Source organism: Arthrobacter silviterrae, from assembly GCF_011045165.1.
GTDB classification, from domain to species: domain Bacteria; phylum Actinomycetota; class Actinomycetes; order Actinomycetales; family Micrococcaceae; genus Specibacter; species Specibacter silviterrae.
On the sequence record NZ_JAAKZI010000051.1, the window covers coordinates 1 to 18081 of the forward strand.

General features: G+C 65.4%; 20 protein-coding genes. 8 read left to right on the plus strand and 12 right to left on the minus strand.

The genetic code is table 11. The features are described from left to right. Positions 1 to 382 precede the first annotated feature (382 nt). The 3 genes from G6N77_RS18495 (at position 383) to G6N77_RS18505 (ending at position 3524) form a co-directional block, all read left to right on the plus strand. Positions 383 to 1891 (plus strand): NCS1 family nucleobase:cation symporter-1, encoded by a 1509-nt coding sequence (locus tag G6N77_RS18495; protein ID WP_240902420.1) that lies wholly within the window; start codon positions 383 to 385, stop codon positions 1889 to 1891. A gap of 40 nt (positions 1892 to 1931) precedes the next feature. Next, positions 1932 to 2663 (plus strand): aspartate/glutamate racemase family protein, encoded by a 732-nt coding sequence (locus G6N77_RS18500; protein ID WP_165183643.1) that lies wholly within the window; start codon positions 1932 to 1934, stop codon positions 2661 to 2663. Positions 2664 to 2747: 84 nt separating this feature from the next. Beyond that, a complete protein-coding gene (locus G6N77_RS18505) occupies positions 2748 to 3524 on the plus strand; it encodes an SDR family oxidoreductase (RefSeq protein ID WP_165183644.1) in 777 nt (258 codons plus the stop codon). Between the two features lie 32 nt (positions 3525 to 3556). Here the strand turns inward: G6N77_RS18505 and G6N77_RS18510 are convergent, their stop codons facing one another. From G6N77_RS18510 to G6N77_RS18535, 6 genes are all read right to left on the minus strand, one after another. Beyond that, entirely contained in the window at positions 3557 to 5035 is a 1479-nt protein-coding gene (locus G6N77_RS18510; RefSeq protein WP_165183645.1) for a nucleobase:cation symporter-2 family protein, read from the minus strand. Positions 5036 to 5156: 121 nt separating this feature from the next. After that, positions 5157 to 6068 carry a factor-independent urate hydroxylase gene (gene pucL, locus G6N77_RS18515; protein WP_165183646.1) on the minus strand — a complete coding sequence of 304 codons (912 nt, stop codon included), beginning with the start codon at positions 6066 to 6068 and terminating at the stop codon, positions 5157 to 5159. Positions 6069 to 6070: 2 nt separating this feature from the next. Next, entirely contained in the window at positions 6071 to 6409 is a 339-nt protein-coding gene (gene uraH / locus G6N77_RS18520) for a hydroxyisourate hydrolase (RefSeq protein WP_165183647.1), read from the minus strand. Beyond that, positions 6406 to 6903 (minus strand): 2-oxo-4-hydroxy-4-carboxy-5-ureidoimidazoline decarboxylase, encoded by a 498-nt coding sequence (uraD, locus tag G6N77_RS18525; protein ID WP_165183648.1) that lies wholly within the window; start codon positions 6901 to 6903, stop codon positions 6406 to 6408. Before uraD ends, uraH begins: the two co-directional genes overlap by 4 nt. Positions 6904 to 7159: 256 nt before the next feature. Then, entirely contained in the window at positions 7160 to 7627 is a 468-nt protein-coding gene (bcp, locus tag G6N77_RS18530) for a thioredoxin-dependent thiol peroxidase (protein ID WP_165183649.1), read from the minus strand. Between the two features lie 138 nt (positions 7628 to 7765). Beyond that, the gene (locus G6N77_RS18535; RefSeq protein ID WP_165183650.1) at positions 7766 to 8143 is read right to left on the minus strand and encodes a helix-turn-helix domain-containing protein; all 378 of its coding nucleotides are present in this window, start codon (positions 8141 to 8143) and stop codon (positions 7766 to 7768) included. Positions 8144 to 8194: 51 nt separating this feature from the next. Between G6N77_RS18535 and G6N77_RS18540 the strand changes: the two genes are divergently transcribed. Together G6N77_RS18540 and G6N77_RS18545 are read left to right on the plus strand one after the other, a co-directional pair. After that, complete coding sequence (locus G6N77_RS18540; protein WP_165183651.1) at positions 8195 to 9223, plus strand: Gfo/Idh/MocA family protein; 1029 nt, start codon at positions 8195 to 8197, stop codon at positions 9221 to 9223. Between the two features lie 79 nt (positions 9224 to 9302). Next, positions 9303 to 10562: an MFS transporter gene (locus tag G6N77_RS18545; protein WP_165183660.1), complete on the plus strand. Its 1260-nt coding sequence runs from the start codon at positions 9303 to 9305 to the stop codon at positions 10560 to 10562. Between the two features lie 12 nt (positions 10563 to 10574). Here G6N77_RS18545 and G6N77_RS18550 read toward each other — a convergent pair whose 3' ends face one another. Both G6N77_RS18550 and G6N77_RS18555 read right to left on the minus strand, forming a co-directional pair. Continuing rightward, complete coding sequence (locus G6N77_RS18550; RefSeq protein ID WP_165183652.1) at positions 10575 to 11345, minus strand: sulfite exporter TauE/SafE family protein; 771 nt, start codon at positions 11343 to 11345, stop codon at positions 10575 to 10577. A gap of 69 nt (positions 11346 to 11414) precedes the next feature. Further along, positions 11415 to 12821 (minus strand): DUF2079 domain-containing protein, encoded by a 1407-nt coding sequence (locus tag G6N77_RS18555; protein ID WP_262455437.1) that lies wholly within the window; start codon positions 12819 to 12821, stop codon positions 11415 to 11417. A gap of 63 nt (positions 12822 to 12884) precedes the next feature. On the opposite strand from G6N77_RS18555, the gene G6N77_RS18560 reads away from it, so the two are divergent. Beyond that, entirely contained in the window at positions 12885 to 13385 is a 501-nt protein-coding gene (locus tag G6N77_RS18560) for a DUF456 domain-containing protein (RefSeq protein ID WP_165183653.1), read from the plus strand. Between the two features lie 6 nt (positions 13386 to 13391). On the opposite strand, the gene G6N77_RS18565 is transcribed toward G6N77_RS18560, so the two are convergent. Together G6N77_RS18565 and G6N77_RS18570 are read right to left on the minus strand one after the other, a co-directional pair. Next, positions 13392 to 13865: a hypothetical protein gene (locus G6N77_RS18565; RefSeq protein ID WP_165183654.1), complete on the minus strand. Its 474-nt coding sequence runs from the start codon at positions 13863 to 13865 to the stop codon at positions 13392 to 13394. A gap of 64 nt (positions 13866 to 13929) precedes the next feature. Next, positions 13930 to 14748, minus strand: coding sequence for a metal-dependent hydrolase (locus tag G6N77_RS18570; protein ID WP_165183655.1), 819 nt, complete (start codon positions 14746 to 14748; stop codon positions 13930 to 13932). A 104-nt stretch (positions 14749 to 14852) separates the two neighbouring features. On the opposite strand from G6N77_RS18570, the gene G6N77_RS18575 reads away from it, so the two are divergent. Both G6N77_RS18575 and G6N77_RS18580 read left to right on the plus strand, forming a co-directional pair. Then, the gene (locus G6N77_RS18575) at positions 14853 to 15338 is read left to right on the plus strand and encodes an acyl-CoA thioesterase (protein WP_165183656.1); all 486 of its coding nucleotides are present in this window, start codon (positions 14853 to 14855) and stop codon (positions 15336 to 15338) included. A gap of 33 nt (positions 15339 to 15371) precedes the next feature. Further along, complete coding sequence (locus G6N77_RS18580) at positions 15372 to 16013, plus strand: NADPH-dependent F420 reductase (protein WP_165183657.1); 642 nt, start codon at positions 15372 to 15374, stop codon at positions 16011 to 16013. Here the strand turns inward: G6N77_RS18580 and G6N77_RS18585 are convergent. Together G6N77_RS18585 and rraA are read right to left on the minus strand one after the other, a co-directional pair. Next, on the minus strand, positions 16010 to 17263 hold the full coding sequence (locus G6N77_RS18585; RefSeq protein ID WP_165183658.1) for a low temperature requirement protein A: 1254 nt from the start codon (positions 17261 to 17263) through the stop codon (positions 16010 to 16012). The genes G6N77_RS18580 and G6N77_RS18585 overlap by 4 nt on opposite strands. 54 nt (positions 17264 to 17317) lie before the next feature. Then, a complete protein-coding gene (rraA, locus tag G6N77_RS18590) occupies positions 17318 to 17800 on the minus strand; it encodes a ribonuclease E activity regulator RraA (protein WP_165183659.1) in 483 nt (160 codons plus the stop codon). Between the last annotated feature and the right edge of the window lie 281 nt (positions 17801 to 18081).

An 18081-nucleotide genomic window follows, 5' to 3' on the forward strand; every position in this document is an offset into this window, starting at 1 on the left:
GAAGAAGCATGTCAACCTGTCTGTTGTAAGGTTCGGGACACGCTGGGCGGTGGGCGTCCCAACGTGGATGCCACGGGCCGGCGCTCGTCGTCGAACGGGACCTATGCGGTGCAAAGCTGCCCACTCAGGAGTTATTTCGTAGAGTGAGAAATGAATCTTGTATCTTGAGAATATAGCCCCCGACGCCACGAATCAAGCGGAGCCTGCCGCGTGAACCGTGATCGGTGTGCCACTGGTCACTTGACTATGTGTGAAACACGTCATACAGTTTCTTTCACTATTCAGTAATTGGTTTTCACGATGCGAGAAATAGCATCTGAGAAAAACGAACAGCGGAGCTCAAGGCATGAACGCTCGGATACCCAATAGTGTCGAACCGGCAATGGCGCCGGCAGACACGGATCTGCACGCCGCAACGCGGCCACCCTACGAAACACCTGAGGGGTACACCCTCAGCGCCACCCTTTTCAACCAGGACCTCGCCCCCACCCGCAAGGAAGGGCGGCGCTGGCACTCCTACAGCATCTTCACCCTCTGGGCCAATGACGTGCACAGCCTCGGCAACTATGCGTTTGCCATCGGCTTGTTCGCCCTCGGCCTGGGCGGCTGGCAGATCCTGCTGGCGCTCGGAATTGGCGCCGTGCTGCTCTTTGGACTGCTGAACTTCTCCGGCTTCATGGGCGTGCGGACCGGCGTGCCGTTCCCCGTCATGAGCCGCATCAGCTTTGGCATCAAGGGCGCCCAGGTGTCCTCCCTGCTGCGCGGTGGCGTTGCCATCGTCTGGTTTGGCGTGCAGACGTTCCTGGCCTCGGTGGTTTTCCGGGTCATGCTGGTGGCCGTCTTCCCGTCCCTGCACGAACTCGACAAGAGCCTGATCCTGGGGCTTTCCGCCCTTGGCTGGCTGACCTTCGTGGGGCTGTGGATCGTACAGGTCATCATTGTCAGCTACGGCATGGACATGATCCGCAAGTATGAGGCCTTTGCCGGCCCCATCATCCTTGTCACCATGGCCACCATCGCCATCTGGATGTTCACCCGGGCCGGCGGCTCCATCGCCTGGACCACCAACCACGCCCTCACCGGGGGCGAAATGTGGCGCACCATCTTCGCCGGCGGCGCCCTCTGGGTGGCCATTTACGGCACCTTCGTCCTCAACTTCTGCGACTTCACCCGCTCGGCCAAGAGCGAGAAGTCCATTGTGCGCGGCAACTTCTGGGGCATCCCCATCAACATGCTCCTGTTCGGGGTCATCGTGGTGGTCATGGCCGGAGCCCAGTTCAAGATCAACGGCACCATCATTGAGAGCCCTGCCGACGTGGTCCACCTCATCCCCAACACCTTCCTGCTGGTCATCGCCTGCCTGGCACTGCTGATCCTCACCGTGGCCGTGAACCTCATGGCCAACGTGGTGGCACCCGTCTACGCCCTGACCAACCTGTTCCCTCGTCACCTGAACTTCCGCAAGGCGGCCCTCATCAGCGCCACCCTGGGCCTGGTGATCCTGCCCTGGAACCTCTACAACAACCCCGTGGTCATTGTGTACTTCCTGGGCGGCCTGGGAGGGCTCCTTGGTCCCCTGTTCGGCGTCATCATGGCCGACTACTGGCTGCTGCGCCGCGGCAAGGTCAATGTGCCGCACCTCTACACCACGGATGAGGGCGGAAGCTACCACTACCGCCGCGGCGTCAACCCGAAGGCGATCATTGCCCTGATTCCCGCAGGCGTGGTGGCCCTGACCATCGCCTTTGTGCCTGCGCTCCACGACCTGTCCTCCTTCTCCTGGTTCTTTGGTGCCGGCATTGCCGCCGTAACGTACTACTGGATCTCGGACCGGAAGCAGTTCTTCACGGAAGCGTCCGGCGAGCCCATCGCCGTGGCCAGCACCCACTGATCCCCATCCACCAGCCACGCCAACAGAAAAAGGCAAAGACATGCGAATCCTGGTAGCAAACGTCAACACCACGGCATCCATGACGGACTCCATTGCCGCCCAGGCCCGCAGCGTTGCGGCGCCCGGCACGGAGATCATCGGCATCACCCCCCGCTTTGGTGCCGAATCCTGCGAGGGCAACTTTGAAAGCTACCTGGCCGCCGTCGCGGTCATGGACGCCATCGCCAGCTACCCGGAACCCTTCGACGCCGTCATCCAGGCCGGCTATGGCGAACACGGCCGCGAAGGGTTGCAGGAACTGCTCAATGTCCCCGTCGTCGACATCACCGAGGCCGCCGCCAGCACAGCCATGTTCCTCGGCTACAAGTACTCGGTGGTGACCACCCTGGACCGTGCCGTCCCGCTCATCGAGGACCGGCTGAAGCTGGCCGGACTGGATGCCCGCTGCGCCTCCGTGCGGGCCAGCGGCATGGCCGTGCTTGAACTGGAGGAAGATCCCGAGCGGGCAGTGGAGTCGATTGTCAGGGAATCGGAGCTGGCCGTTTCCCAGGACAGGGCAGAGGTCATTGTCCTGGGCTGCGGCGGCATGGCCGGTCTCAACGACAAGGTTCGTGAACGCACGGGAGTGCCGGTGGTGGACGGGGTGGCGGCAGCCGTAACCATTGCCGAATCGCTGGTCCGCCTGGGCCTGTCCACCTCAAAGGTGCGCACCTATGCGCCGCCGCGCCCCAAAAAGGTCACCGGCTGGCCCATCACCGGCGGCGCTGCATAACCCAAGCTTTTAACACGGCGGGCCCGGGCATTTTTTGCCGGGCCCGCCTTATGCTGCAAGAAACACTTTTCCGAGAGGAACCCCATGGCTGAAAATCAAGGGCACGACGGCGGCGCACCGCGCAGGATCGCCGTGGTCACCGGCGCCGGTTCGGGGATCGGCCGGGCAGTGTCCCGGGAGTTCCTGCAGGCCGGCTACGGCGTGGTGCTGGCCGGACGCCGGGAGGCGGAACTGGTGGAAACCGCCGGCGGCGCGCCGCTTGCGCTGGCCGTACGCACCGACGTGACCCGGCCCGACGACGTCGAACATCTCTTCCGTGCCGCCGTGGAACGGTTCGGCAGGGTGGACGTACTGTTCAACAACGCCGGCACTTTCGGCCCGGCTGCCTCGGTGGATGAGATCTCCCCGGAGGACTGGAACGCGGTGCTGGCCGTGAACCTGACCGGGGCCATGCTCTGCGCGGGTGCTGCCGTGCGGACCATGAAGGCCCAGCAGCCCGGCGGCGGGCGCATCATCAACAACGGCTCCATCTCTGCCCATTCCCCGCGGCCCAAATCGGTGGCCTACACCGTGTCCAAGCACGCCATCTCGGGCCTGACCAAATCGATCGAGCTGGACGGGCGGGCTTTTGGTGTCAGCTGTGGGCAGATCGACATCGGCAACACCGCCACGGACATCATGGCCACCCTGGACGTGGCCACCGGCGCGCTCCAGGCGGACGGCCGCCGGCTCGTGGAGCCCACATTTCCCGTGGCCGAAGCCGCCCGCACTGTGCTGATGATGGCCGAACTTCCCGCGTCCGCGAACATCGGCTCGCTGGTGATCACGGCAGCGGGAATGCCGTTCATCGGCCGGGGCTGATGGGCCACGGCCGGTGAACGGCATGACGGGGGTCAGTGCTGCGGGTCGGGCTTGAGCAGCAGGACCTCCTGGCCGCTGGCGTCGATCAGGCGGCCGTCTTCGCAGCGGTCCCCGTGCTGCAGGCTGCCCAGCACCTCCGGCGAAATCCGGCGTTCGGTGCCTGCGGCAAACACCGAGGGGTTCTCCGGGTTGCCGCGCTTGAGGTGGTTGAACAGGAGGTTCAGCACGATCGCCATGACGGCCGCGGAGCTGATGCCGGAGTGGAAGATCGTGGAAAACCAGGCGGGGAACTTGTCGTAGAAGGTGGGCGCCGCAATGGGGATCACGCCGAACCCCACGGAGGTGGCCACAATGATCAGGTTCATGTTGTTCTTGTAGTTGACGGTGGCCAGGGAGCGGATGCCGCTGGCCGTCACCGTGCCGAACAGCACGATTCCAGCCCCGCCCAGCACCGCCGTCGGCACGGAGGCAACCACCCGGCCCAGTATGGGGAGCAGGCCCAGGAGCACCAGGATCACGCCGCCGGCCGCCACCACAAAGCGGCTCTTGATGCCCGTGACAGCCACCAGCCCCACGTTTTGGGCGAAGGCGCTTTGCGTGAAGGAGCCAAAGAGGGGCGAGATGGCGCTGGAGGCCATGTCCGCCCGCAGGCCGTCACCCAGCCGGCGGGAGTCCACCTTGGTCCCCACGATGTCGGAGACTGCCAGGATGTCCGCGGAGGTTTCCACAAGCGTCACCAGGATGACGATGAACATGGAGACGATCGCGGCAACGTGGAAGGTGGGCAGGCCCAGGTGGAAGGGGGTGGGGAAGGCCGCCACCGGCCCCGTCCCGACCTTGGAAAAGTCAGCCATGCCGAAAATCACCGCCACCACCGTGCCGATGACCATGGCCAGCAGGATGGACAGCCGCGAGATGGCCGCGTTGCCCAGCTTGCTCAGAAGCAGCACTATGAGCAGGGTCAGCCCGGCCAGGCCAATGTTGGCCGGGGAGCCGTAGTCGGGCGCCTTGGAATTTCCGCCCATGGCCCAATTGGCCGCGACGGGCATCAGGGTCAGCCCGATGGTGGTGATGACGGTGCCGGTCACCACGGGCGGGAAGAACTTGATGATCTTGGAAAACAGGGGGGTGATGGCCAGCCCGATCAGCGACGCCGCAATGACGGCGCCAAACACGGCCTGGATTCCACCCCCGCCGTTGACGATTGCCACCATGGTGGCCACGCCGGCAAACGACACGCCCTGGACCAGCGGGAGCTGGGAGCCGAAAAACGGGATGCCGACTGTCTGCAGCAGCGTGGCCAGCCCGCCCATGAACAGGCAGGCTGCGATCAACAGGCCCACGTCTCCCGAGGACAGGCCGGCCGCCTGGCCCACGATCAGGGGAACGGCGATGATGCCACCGTACATGGTCAACACGTGTTGGAAACCGTAGGCGAAACTTGCACCAATGCCGAGTTTTTCGTCCTCAGGCCTGGCTGTTGTGGTCAAAGATTTTTGGGACTTGGTCATAGCGGACCTCCTTGTCTGCTTACCCTTGGAATGCGTGCAGCCCGCTTTGGGGGCTGCCGCCGCGGGCGGGCGGGGGTTGTGCGCCCCCGCCCACCCTTATGTGGAGCTGAAATGCTGCCGCTTAGCAAAAGCCGGCCATGCCCTCCCAGGCGTTCCCGGCGTCGCTGCCGTCTTCACGGACCACGGTGGCCTCGATCAGGCCGTAGGGGCGGTCCGCTGCGAAGAACACTTCGCCGGGGTTGTCCTGGCCAAACGGGGACAGGTCCACCACAAAGTGGTGCTTGTTCGGCATGGAGAACTTGATTTCGTCAATCTCCGGGTGCGCCGCCAGGACTTTCTTGCCCATTTCAAAGAGCGTGTGCTGCAGGGCGTGGGAGTAGCCCTCGGTGAAGCCTTCGAGCAGGAGTGCCTTGACGTCGTCGTACGTCTTGTTGAAGTCCAGCGAGGCCACGGCGTCGGGGTTGTAGCGCCACCGGGCCGCCACGTCGGTGGACATGACGCGGTCGGTGGTCTCGGCCAGGGTGGTGTACTTGTCCTTCGGGTAGCCCACGAAGCCGGACTCGGTGGACTTGAGCACCGTGAGGTCCTTCAGCCCGCCCAGCACGTGGGTGCGGTCCCCGTCCTTGACGACGACGGCGGTGCGCACCTCCTGCCCGTTGCGCACAAAGGAGTGGTTGTGTCCGGTGCCGTTGGCTTGGATCCTGTCCCAGGCGTACGATTCTGCTGCCCAGCGGCCGCCGGTGACCCAGTCGAAGGAGCCGGTGAAGTGATCGGCCAGGCGCTGCAGGAACGCCTCGGGGGAGCCCACGCCGTCCCGGGCCAGGGAGTAAATCGTGTTCTTCTGGGTGTCGGTGGCCACCACGTGGGCGTTGTCGCCGTTGCGGTGGGCGTCCTCAAAGTCGCCCCGCAGCTGCGAGGTGACGTTGAGGTCCTCAATGCTGTGGCGTTCGGTGTCGCGGGTGATCTTGACCAGGCGCACCTCGGCCTTGCCGTACTGGTTGGCTCCCAGGATGATGTTGCTGTTCGTGCTCATGATTAGTTTCCTCTGTACGTTGAATAGGCGAACGGGCTCAGCAGCAGGGGCACGTGGTAGTGCGCCTGGCCTTCCGTGACCGTGAATGTCAGGGCGACCTCCGGGAAGAAGGTGTCCGTGTTGATGCCGGCGAAGTAGGCGCCCGTGTCGAAGTGGAGACGGTAGTCGCCGCCCGGCAGCGTTGCGGGGCCCAGGTCTTTCACCCGCCCGTCGGCATCAGTGGTGCCCGTCGCAATCTGGGTCCATGCCCCGCCGTCGCGGGCGTAAAGCTCGACGGCGACACCTGCGGCAGGTTTCCCGGCCGCGGTATCCAGAATGTGGGTGGTAATCAGGGAGCTCATTCGCTCATCACTCCTTTGAGGCGCAGCACGGCGATTTCACGCAATTGCTGGGCCACGATGGGGGCTTCTTGTTCGGACGTGTTGGCCAGGCGCCGTTCCAGCGCGGCCAGGATGTCCTCGGGGGTCCGGCCGGCGGCCCGGATGAGGAACACCTGCCCGAACTTTTCCTCATAGGCGCGGTTGGCGTCGGCCAGGGCCTTCGTCAGTGCGGTGTTGCCCTGGTCCACGCCGGACTGCTCCTTGCGGGAGAGTGCTGCCTCGGCGCTGTTGCCCTCCGCCCGTTCGCCGATCCTCGGATGGTGCGCCATGGCGGCCGCAATTTCCGTGGTGGTGAAGGGGGTGGCGGCGGCCCAGGCGCAGCTGAACAGTTGGCTCAGGGTGTTGTAGGGGCGGGCGGCGGTGATCTCGTCGATCCACCGCTGGATGTCGATGCACGGACGGAGCGCTGCATGCAGCTGTGCCGTGTCGGAATCGTTGAATTGTTGCAGCAACATAGTTTGCTGTCCTAGTAACTCAAATGCTGGCATCCACGGCGTAGGGCTATACGAATGAAAGTCAATTCTCGTATCGTGGAACTGTTATTTCAGCATATGCAATAGTGAACAGCATCACATCCGGATTGTCAATGGCGCGGTGGATTGGGTCCGCCGGAACCGTGAAGCAGCGCGTGGTTAAACGCGAAGGGTGCGCCACTTGAGAAGTGGCGCACCCCTGGGACCTGATGGCGCGCAGGCGGAAAGTGGATCCCGGCTAGAGGCCCAGTTCGCCCCTGAGCCGGGCCACGTGGCCCTCGGCGTTGACGTTGTACTCGGCCGAGCGCACCGTGCCGTCGGCGTTGACCACCACGGTGGAGCGCAGGGTGCCGATCAGCGTGGTGCCGTTGACCTTTTTCTCACCCCAGGCGCCCCATTCCTCGGCTGTGGCGTGGTCGGCATCCGAGAGCAGGGGGAAATTCAGGCCAAAGTCCGCCGCGAACTTGGCCAGGTCCGGCTGCGGGTCGGTGGAAATTCCCACCACCTCGACGCCGGCACCCTTCAGGGCGGCCAGGTTGTCGCGGAAGTCGCAGGCCTCCGTGGTGCACCCGGGCGTGGCGGCCTTGGGGTAGAAGTACACCACCACCTGCCGTCCGGCGTAGTCGGCCAGGGACACCTGGTCCCCGGAGGCGTTGGGCAGGGAAAAGGCGGGGGCCGGAACCCCGGCGGTAAGTTGTGCGGACATGACGCTCCCAAGGTTGGATTCTCAGACTTCACGGCATTGTGATTCCATATTGTGAAATATGAATTTTGTCAGATGAAAAGAGTTTAGATCTGTGGCCTGCCCCAGTCAACGTATGTGACGCCCACCGGCCAGTCCGCGTCAGCCTTGCGTTCCGGCCGTTTTCTGCGCCGCCAGCCAGGCCAGAATGTCGTCGCGGCGGATGCGGCGGTGCGTGCCACGGTACTGCACGGGGATCTCCCCGCGGTCGGTCATGTTGCGCAGGAACGTGTGTGAGATGCACGCCAGCTCGGCGGCCTGGGAGGTGGTCAGCAGTTCCGCCACGCTGGCCACCGTCACGGCCTCGCCGCGGCCCAGCCGCTGCAGCAGGTCGACGACGGCGTCCCTCGCCCCGGGTGCCAGCCGGTGGGCCGTGCCGTCCACAAAGACGGTGACGTCCCGGCCGCCGTCGAGCATCCTGGCCAGGGCTGCCTGTTCCGAGGGGTCCAGCCCTGTCACTTTTGGTCCATCCAGTGTCATGCCAGCAGGCTACCAGCCCGCACGCTGAACCCCACCGGTAGGGTATGAGCCATGACTCCAAAGATCAGCACGGCCCTGCTTGGCTACGGGCTGGCCGGCAGCATATTCCACGCCCCCTCGCTGCTTGCCCTGCCGGACTTCAGCCTTGACGTCATTGTCACCTCCGATCCGGTCCGGCAGGCGGCCGCCCGAGCTGCGCACCCCGCGGCCCGCGTGCTGGCGCGCAGTGAGTGGGACGCATCGGCAGTCGGCGTGGACCTGGTGGTGGTGGCCACCCCTCCGGCAACCCACGTGGCACTCGCGCAAGCCGCGCTGGAAGCCGGGTGCGCCGTCGTGGTTGACAAGCCCTTCACCGTGACCAGCGCCGAGGGTGATGCGCTCATCGCCCTCGCCCAAAGCAGGGGCCTGGTGCTGACCACCTACCAGAACAGGCGCTGGGACGGCGAGTACCTGACGCTGAAGAAGCTCCTGGCCGGGGGTGCCCTGGGGGAGGTTCGGCGCTTTGAGTCGAGGCTGGAGCGCTGGCAGCCGGACATCACCAAGGAGTGGAAGGCGCAGGCCACCCCATCCGAAGGCGGCGGCATCCTCTTTGATTTGGGCACGCACCTGATCGACCAGGCCCTGCAACTTTTTGGCCCGCCCGTGCGCATTTATGGCGAGGCGGCCGCGCGCAGGCCGGCCGAAAAGGCCGACGACGACGCTTTTGTGGCCCTGGAACATGCCGGCGGCGTGGTTTCCCACCTGTGGATGAACCTCAGCGTGCCCCAACTCGGTCCCCGGTTGCGCGTATTGGGCTCCGAGGCCGCGTACGTCAAGCAGCGCGCGGACCAGCAGGAAGCGCAGCTCCAGGCCGGGATCCTGCCCGGCAGCCCGGCGTACGGCGTGGATCCGGAGGAGAACTGGGGCTTGCTGGGGCGGGACGGCTCCCTGGTGCCCGTGCCCACAGAACGCGGGAATTTCAGCGATTTTTATGCCATTTTGGCGAAAGCGCTTCGCGGAGGCGGTCCCGTTCCCGTGGACCCCGCGGATTCGGTGGCTGCCCTGCGCATCATCGAAGAGGTGCGCGGACAGCTGCGTTAACCCTGCGCAAAGTATGCTTGGCTCAGGTTTTGCGCCCGGGGACTACGCAGCACTAAGGGGAAATGTGACGAACAGCAATATGGGGACCCACGGCGGCGCGGCCGTGGCCGAAGGGGCCCTGCTGGAACCCACCGCCACCGTCCGCCACCGCTGGACAGCGTCAGTGGTGTTGGTCAACGTGGGGATCAATGCGGCGTTCTTCGGCCCCATCCAGGTGCTGCTGGGCCAGCAGGCCATCCACTTCAGCGAGGGTGACAAGGAAGCCATCCTGGCCCTCGTGACAGGTGCCGGCGCCGCCGTCTCCCTGGTGGCCAACCCGCTCTTCGGCACCTTCAGCGACAGGACTGTCTCCCGCTACGGCCGGCGCGTGCCGTGGGTGTTCATCGGCGCACTGCTGGGCACCATCGGGCTGCTGGGACTGACAGTGGCGCCCAGCGTGGCGGCCATGACCCTGCTGTGGTGTTTTGTCCAGCTGGGCTGCAACGGCGCCCTGGCCGCCATTACCGCAGCCGTCCCGGACCAGGTCCCGATCCGCCAGCGCGGCATTATCGGCGGGCTGGCCTCCATGGGCACCGTGGTGGGGATCCTGCTGGGGGCCGCCATCGGCGCCGTCGTGGCGGGAAACTTCGCGCTGGGCTACGTGCTGTGCGCCGGCGCCCTCGTGGCGGGCATGGTGCCGTACCTGTTCCTGGCCAATGACAGGGTGCTTCTCCGCTCGGAACGCCCGGCCTTTTCCTGGCCCGCGTTCTTCCAGGGCTTTTGGGTGTCCCCGCGGCTGTACCCGGATTTTGGCTGGGCGTGGATCACCCGCTTTTTGGTCAATGTGGGCAACCACCTGGTCACCCTCTACCTCCTGTTCTTCCTCAAGGACGCCGTCGGATTCAGCAATCCCGAGTTTGGCGTGCTGGTCCTGACGGGCATCTACGCCATCATGACGTTGATTACGGCCGTCATCGGCGGGCAGTGGACGGACAAGGTGGGCAAGCGCAAGCCGTTCGTGATCGGCTCCTCCGTCATCATCGCCGTCTCAGCCCTGATCTTGGCGTTCTGGCCCACCTGGACCGGGGCCCTACTGGGGTCGGCCGTGCTGGGGGTCGGCTACGGCGCGTACCTGGCCGTCGACTTTGCGCTGCTCACCCAGGTGTTGCCGTCGTCGGCCAGCCGCGGCAAGGACCTGGGCGTGATCAATGTGGCCAACTCGCTGCCGCAGGTCATTGCCCCCATCATCGCCTTCCCGCTGGTGGCGCACCTGGGCGGCTATGTCACGCTGTACGTGGTGGCCGCGGTGATCGGGCTGCTGGGCGCCGTGTTCGTGGTGAAGATCAAGGGCGTGGACTGAACTTTCACCGGGTCAGGCGAAGAACAGCATTTTCACCAGCGCCGCCGTGCCCACCACAATGATGGTGGCACGCAACGCCGTCGGGGGCAGCTTGCGGCCAAACTTGGCGCCAAAGAAGCCGCCCAGCAGCGCGCCGGCCGCAATGAGCGCCGTGACCTTCCAGTCAATGTAATGCCAGGCCACCACCATGAATGTTGCCGCCGCGATCCCGTTCACCGCTGTGGTCAGCACGTTCTTGACGGCGTTGATCTGCTGCAGCGCCACCGTGGTCATGATGCTCATGAGGCCCACAATCAGGATGCCCTGCGCAGCGCCAAAATAGCCGCCGTACATGCCCAGCACGAAGATCCCGGCCACGAGGCCGACGGCGCTCCGGGAGGGTCCGGCGTCGTCCCCGGTGTACCGGCGCTTGGCCAGGAGCCGCTGCAGGGCCGGGCCGAACGCCACCATGAGGATGCCGATGACTATCAGCACCGGAACGATGGTGTTGAAGGCCGACGCCGGCAACACCAGCAGGAGCAGCGCCCCAATCAGCCCGCCAATCGCCGAGGCGGGAAGAAGGCGCTTGATCATGACCTTGTTGGGGGCAAGTTCCTTGCGGTAGCCCCAGGTGCCGGACAGCCCGCCGGCCACCAGGCCGATGTTGTTGGAGATGTTCGCCGTCAGAGGCGGGTAGCCAAAGAGCAGGAGCACCGGGAATGTCACGAGTGTTCCGGAGCCGACAACGACGTTGATCATGCCGGCCCAAAAGCCAGCCAGGAAAATTGCCGCCATCTCCAGCATGGGCCGTCCTTACCAAGTTGTTCGTCCGTGGGACGGGTCAAAGTCTACGCGGTCCCCCCTGCCCGGCTGCTAACCCGTGACGGCCTTGGCCACCTGGAAGTGCCCATCCGCGTAAACCGTCACAAAGCGGCTCCCCGGGAATCGGCCCTGGGCTTCCGATGCCGTGGTGTTGTCCGGCACGCCCGGCCGGCCTGACACATCCATCAACACATACTCCGGTGCGGGATTCTTGTTGCCGATCCAATAGACCTGGTCCTTGTCCGCCACATAGCTCATCAGGCTGATGTCGGTTTCCACCGTGACGCCGGCGGGAACGGCCGCCAGGGCCTTCTCCGCGGACACGTTGTTGACGGTGGGAAATGAAAGCGCCGGGTCTGCGAGCTTGCCAAAGGAGTACTGGCTCAAAAGCGTAAGGGCCACAAGCGCGACGGCGGCCCCGGACAGCAGGCGCAACCTGGCCGAATCCAGCACTTTCCGACGCGACAGGGCATCAATGGCGGCGCAAAACACCACAGGCATCAGCACGGCGGAGTACTGCCAGTCCTGGCCCCAGTACGCAGGCAATTCCCCGAGGAAGCGCCAGGCCAGCGTGGGGACCACCAGCAAGGTGATGGGGGAGAACAGGCACAGCCCGGCGGTGATGGCGAGCAGCAGCAGCGTGGTGGCAACCTTGTCCGCCTGGAAAAGCAAAGTGCCGGGGTGGGCCAGCAGCCCCGAGATGTCCAGCTGGCTCTGGTAGGCCCACTGGTGGCCGGCATTCATGGACGGCAGGATCACCTTGGTGGCGAGCACAAACCAGGCCACGCCCCAGGCGGACAGCCACAAGCCGGCAGGCCGGCGGGACCGGTGCGCCATGAGCAGGCCAAAGACCAGCACCGTCAGCCCCATGTCCTCCTTGACGAAGACCAGCAGCGCGGCCCAGATCCAGGCCGACCGCCACTTTTCCTCCATCAAGGAGCACAGTGCGAACGCCAGAAACGGCACGGCAAAGGCAATCTCGTGGAACTGGGAATCCACTGCGGACTGCAGGCCCCAGCTCACGGCGTAGGCAGCGCCCACGCAGGCGCCGGGCAACCGGCCCAGCCGCCTGATGGCGAGGTGGCTGATGACCACCACGGAGGCGGCAAAGAGAAAATTCTGGACCACCAGCAAGGTAAAAGCGCTGGGGAACACGCGGTAAATGGGTCCCAGCACCACCAGGATGGGGTGGAAATGGTCGCCAAGCAGGTTGTAGCCCTGGCCCTTGATGCTGACAATGGGTGCCTGGAATTGCGAATACGCCTTGGCCAGCTGGGTGAAAATGCCCAAGTCCCAGGAGCGGATGGCAAAACTTGTCCACTGCAGCCATGAATAAAGCATGTAGAGGAGGAACGCCGCCGTGCCGAGCAGCACTGCCAGGGTTCGGGCGCCGCGCACGGTGCCGGCCTGGGCGGGCGCCGTGTCAGGGAGCTGGCTGCCTTCCTTCGCTGTCGTCACCCTTGAAAGTCTATTCTGTCGGGGCACAATGGGTGCCTGGGGTGTCTCTGGCAGGATGGGCGAATGGATGCACAGCTAATCTGGACCATCATTTGCGGGCTCGCGATCCTGGTGGGGGTCACGGGCGTCATTGTCCCCGTGCTGCCGGGCAGCCTGCTGGTCGGTGCCAGTCTCCTGGCGTGGGCCATCGTGGTGGGGCGGCCCGTGGGGTGGGTGGTGTTTGGCGTGGGCGTGCTGTTTGTGGCGGCCGGCATGGCCTCAAGCGCAGTGTTGACGGGCCGGGCCATGAAGCAGCGGCAAATTCCCGGCCGCTCCATTGTTGCCGGGCTGGTGCTGGGTGTGGTGGGTTTCTTTGTGCTGCCCGTGGTGGGCCTGCTGCTTGGCTTTGCCGTGGGGCTCTTCCTGTCCGAAGTGCAGCGCCAGAAAGCCGTGAAACCCGCCGTTTCCTCCTCCCTGGCTGCCCTGAAGGCAACGGGGCTGGGCATGTTGGCGGAGTTCGGCTTTGCCTCGCTGGCAGCAGGCACGTGGGGGGCCGGCGTCGTGCTGTATTTCCTGGGCCGGTAGCGTGGCTCAGCCCGGCAGCCGCAGCGGCACCGCCATGGCGCCCATGGGCCCTCCGCACTGCTCAGTGCCGCCAACGCGCGTCCAGTTGAAGGTGTTGGACTGCTGGACCAGCAGGTTTCCCGCGGCGTCGTAGGCCCGGAATGTCACGGCGGTGGGAGGCTCCGTGTCGACATTGAGCACCCAGGAGCCGTCTCCCTGGCGGGCCAGGAGGCTGGGAGCGCCGGTGGCCAGCTTGGCGAAAGTGGGGTTCATGGGAACGCAGTTGGAGCCCGCACAGGCAGTGATGGCCGACACCGAGGACACCGCGGCCGGGCTGCCGGACAGGGACAGCGTCAGGTGGTTGTGCCAATTGGGCTCCGGGCAGGAGCCGGCACCCTTGTCCAGCACGATCGCGCCGATAATGAACGCCATGCACACGGCCGCCACGAGTGGAACCAGGACAAGTTCCACGCGAAAACGGGCGTTGGGGGCGGCGGACATGGGCTCATGCTACCGAACGGTTCTGGATGTTTCCCGCGAATTTGGCACGTCCTTGCTGGACGCCTCATCCCAGCCAGCGGGCCGCCGTTCCGCCGATTCCCAGCACCGCATAGGCGCTGACGGGGACCAGCAGCATCCACTCACGCCAGGACCCTGCATTGCCCAGCACAGGCACGGCCACGTTGCCGTTGCGCTTCCAGACACTCCTGAGCAGGGGGACCTTCCGCACCAGCCGCGGCGGCCGGATTTGCAGCGGCCACAGCAGGTTGGCACCGCCGGTGGTCAGCATGTCCCCGGCAATGTGGATTGCCACGCCCAGCCCCACCGCCAGGGGGAACCAAAACTGGTCCTGAGGGGCAAAAAACGTGATGAAGGCGCCCACGCCCAGGCCCACAACCCAGGGAATCTTCCGCATGGAGTCGGGAATGAACTTGAGCACTTTCGCCGCGAATGATGCCAGCAGGACAGTGAAAATCCCGGCCCCGGGAAAAATCAGCCCGAACGGCGCCAGCTCGGCCGTCCACATGCCCGCCAGCAGCGCAATCGCCACGAACACGGCCAGGCCCAGCAGGGAGTGGGTGCCGTGCCGGTGCCCGCCCGACAGCCTCCCCACCTCCCGGCACATCACATTGGAGAACGGCGGCAGCGAATGCGCAATGGTCGCATTCCGGTGGTCGGCGTCGGGCAGCAGCGCCGCGCCCGCCGTGACGATGGTGCCGGCCAGCACCCCTGCCGCACCGACATGCAAAAGGCCCAGGCCGACCTCGAGCCTGTCCGGCAGAAAGGGCAGTGCCTGTGCGGCACCGCCGAGGTCCAGCTGGAAGCGGGTGGTCAGCGCCAGCCACACGGCCGCACCGCTGGCGGCGTGGTGGGGTCCCATCATGGCAATTCCTTTCGCGGTGGGCCGGATCCCCTTGGGCGGGAAATCTGCACGCTCCACAGTAGGGCCATGGCCTGACAAATCCGCATTGGCGGTACCGTGGGCCCATGGCCAAGGACTTGAAGAACGACGGCGGCACCCGGCTCACGGTGCACGTCCCCATGCGCTGGGGAGACATGGATGCCTACGGGCACATCAACAATGTGGAGGTGCTGCGCATCCTGGAGGAGGCGCGCGTGCATGCCTTTGGGCCGCCTGCCGGCACCGGACTGCCGGGCGTGGAGGTGGAGCTGCCCGTGTTTTCCGAACTCCCTGAGGGAACGCAGGCGCTGGTGGTGGAGCACCGCGTCAGGTACCTGGTGCCGCTGAACTACCGGAATGTGCCGGCGCGGATCGAGGTGTGGGTCAGTGCCGTCAAGGGGGCCAGCTTTACCGTGGCGTATGCCATCTTCGATCCGGTGACAGGGACCAAGTGTGTCGTCGCGGAGACCACGCTGGCGTTCTTCCACGAGGGCACCGGCACGTTGTTGCGGATTGCCGCGGAAAAGAAGGCCCAGCTGGAGCCGCTACGGGGGGAATCGAACTTCCGCTGAAATTTTCCAGCCGCCCGGACGGTTGCACCGGACATGACAACTATGGGAATTATCGGGGCAGGACACATTGGCAGCCAGATTGCACGCAAGGCGGTGCAGCTGGGGTATGACGTGGTGATCAGCAATTCACGCGGGCCGGAAACGCTCGCGGAACTGGTGGCTGAACTGGGCGGGAAGGCCCGCGCCGCCACGGCCGCGGAGGCAGCGGCGGCGGCGGATTTCGCCGTCGTCACCGTCCCGTTCGGGCACTACCTGGACATCCCGGCGCAGCCGCTGTCCGGCAAGGTTGTCATCGACACGAACAACTACTACTGGGAGCGCGACGGGCATGTGGCCGCCCTCGACACGGGTGAGGCCACAGTCTCGGGCCTGCTGCAGGAGCACCTGGCGGACTCCCGCGTGGCCAAGGGCTTCAACCACATTGCGGCACCTGACATCACCACCACCGGGACGCCGGCCGGCACAGAAAACCGCCGGGCGCTGGCCACGGCAAGCGACCACGACGACGCGGCAGCCTTGGTCACTGCCCTCTATGACGAGTTTGGCTTTGACTCCGTGAACATCGGGCCGCTGTCCGAAAGCTGGCGGGTGGAGCGCGACCGTCCGGCCTATGTGGTGCGGCAGAATGCAGCCGAATTGGCCGAAAACCTCGCCAAGGCGCCGCGGGTCATTTAGGCGCCGGTGCCAAACCGTTCCTCCAGCCGCGTCAGCGCGGCAGCCCTGTGGCGGTGGCCCAGCCATTCGTCAACAATAATGGTCGCCGCCGGGGTGGCCAGGACCAGCAACAGGCAGCCCACCATGGACACCCCGGCCGCGGCCAGCAGGACCGCGGCCGTCGACAGGGCCACCAATGCGCCGCAGAGCCACAGGTGGAGGGCATCCACGGAGACCATGTACGCGTAGAGAAATGTCAGGGTGAGCATGAAGACCACCACGGGAACCGCCACCGAGGCAACCACGCCGGCCTCCCCGATGCGGGTCTGGCCCTGCAGAAAATAGGCATACACGTGCAGGCCGGCGCCGGTGGCGGCGATGGAAGCGAAGACCAGCATGTGGGCATAACCGAAAATGAACGCGCGTTGGCGGCGCAGGTGCAGGGCCTGGCCAGCAGGCAGGATGAAGTATAGCCACCACATGGCAAAGGCCAGCCCGGTACCGGCCAGACCCACCGCCACCGTGTCTACGGTCCAGCCGCCCGTGGCGACGACGGCCCGCAGAGCATCAACGGTACCCACCAGGCACTCGCCCAGTGCAATGATGGCCAGCAGGCTGTAGCGCTCTGCAATGTGATGGTCATGCCAGGGCGTGCGGGCCTGGCGTTCGGCTATCCCGGGCGTCGCCATTTCGAGCACGAACAGTGGCACTGCCATCAAAAACATGACTCCCACGCTGGTGTTCACGAGCAACACCACCACCCAGCCAAGCTGTGCAACGGCCAGGTACTTGGCGTAGCTGCGGCAGGTCCGCCGTCGTTGGGGGTCCTGTTTGGCAGCCCGCAACCATTGGAACAGCAGGGCGGTGCGCATGATCACGTAGCCCAGAACCATGACCCTGTTGTCCACATGATCTCCCTTTTCAAGGGAAGCGAACAGGGGCTCAATGCCCATGGCCAGGATCAGCACGCCCGTCATCTGGAGCATGGTGACGAGCCGGAAGATCCAATCGTCAGTGTCGTAGGCGCTGGCGAACCAGCTGAAGTTGATCCACGCCCAAATGACGGCGAACATGGCAAAGCCGAAGCCGATGAGCGCAGCGCCCACGTGCCCGCCGGCCAGGTTGGCGGCCAATTGCCCAGCAGCCACCCCAAAGGCAATGGCGAACGTCACGTCAAAGAACAATTCCAGCGGCGTGGACGCGCGATTGTGCTGGTTTGGGTCGCGCCCGCCCATCCGGGCCGCGGCGTGCCGCAACGGGTTATCACTCATGCGCTGCTCCAATCCGCGGCCGGCCGTCCGGGCGGGCGCCGGCCGGGTGTCTTCTTAGCCTTCAGTGGGTGATTTTTCGGTGAGGATGCCGTCGACGTCTGCGTAGACCATTTTTCCGGGGGTGATGGTCACGTTGCCGAGGCGGACGGGGGTGTCTGTTTCGCCGGTGCCGGTTTTGGTGCTTTTGGCGGGGTTGGTGCCGAGGGCCTTGACGCCGAGCGGGAGGGTGTTGATGACGGTGCTGTCCCGGATGGCGCCGTTGATGATGACGCCGGACCAGTCGTTCTTGATGGCGGAGGTGGCGATGAGGTCGCCCATGAGGGCGGTCTCGAGGGAGCCGCCGCCGTCGACCACCAGCACGGCGCCGTGGCCGGGGGTGGCGAGCATGGTTTTGATGAGTGCGTTGTCCTGGAAGCAGCGGATGGTCCGGGCCGGGCCGCTGAAGGCGGTGCGGGTGCCGAAGTTGCGGAACTGGGTCGAGACGGAGTCGAGCTCGGTGCCGCGTTCGTCATAGAGGTCTGCTGTGGTGAAGTCCATGGTTCTCCTGGCGTGGGTGGATGGTACAGGGCCAGCATAAGTGCTCCGGTGCCGGGGCGGGGAGGGACGGGTGCGGGCCGGATCTGTCCCCGTGGCGATCGGGTCGGTTCGAGGGCGCTGCCGCCGCCTGTCCTGGCCGCCAGGGTGGCGTTGGACTGGGTCCGCCCGTTTTTGGCTGTTTGGTTCGTTCCGGTTGTCCCGATCGGCTGGATGCCGTGAGTTGTCGCCCATGGCGAACGTCCTGGCTGACACAACCAGTGATGGTTAGAAGGGTGGGGGGG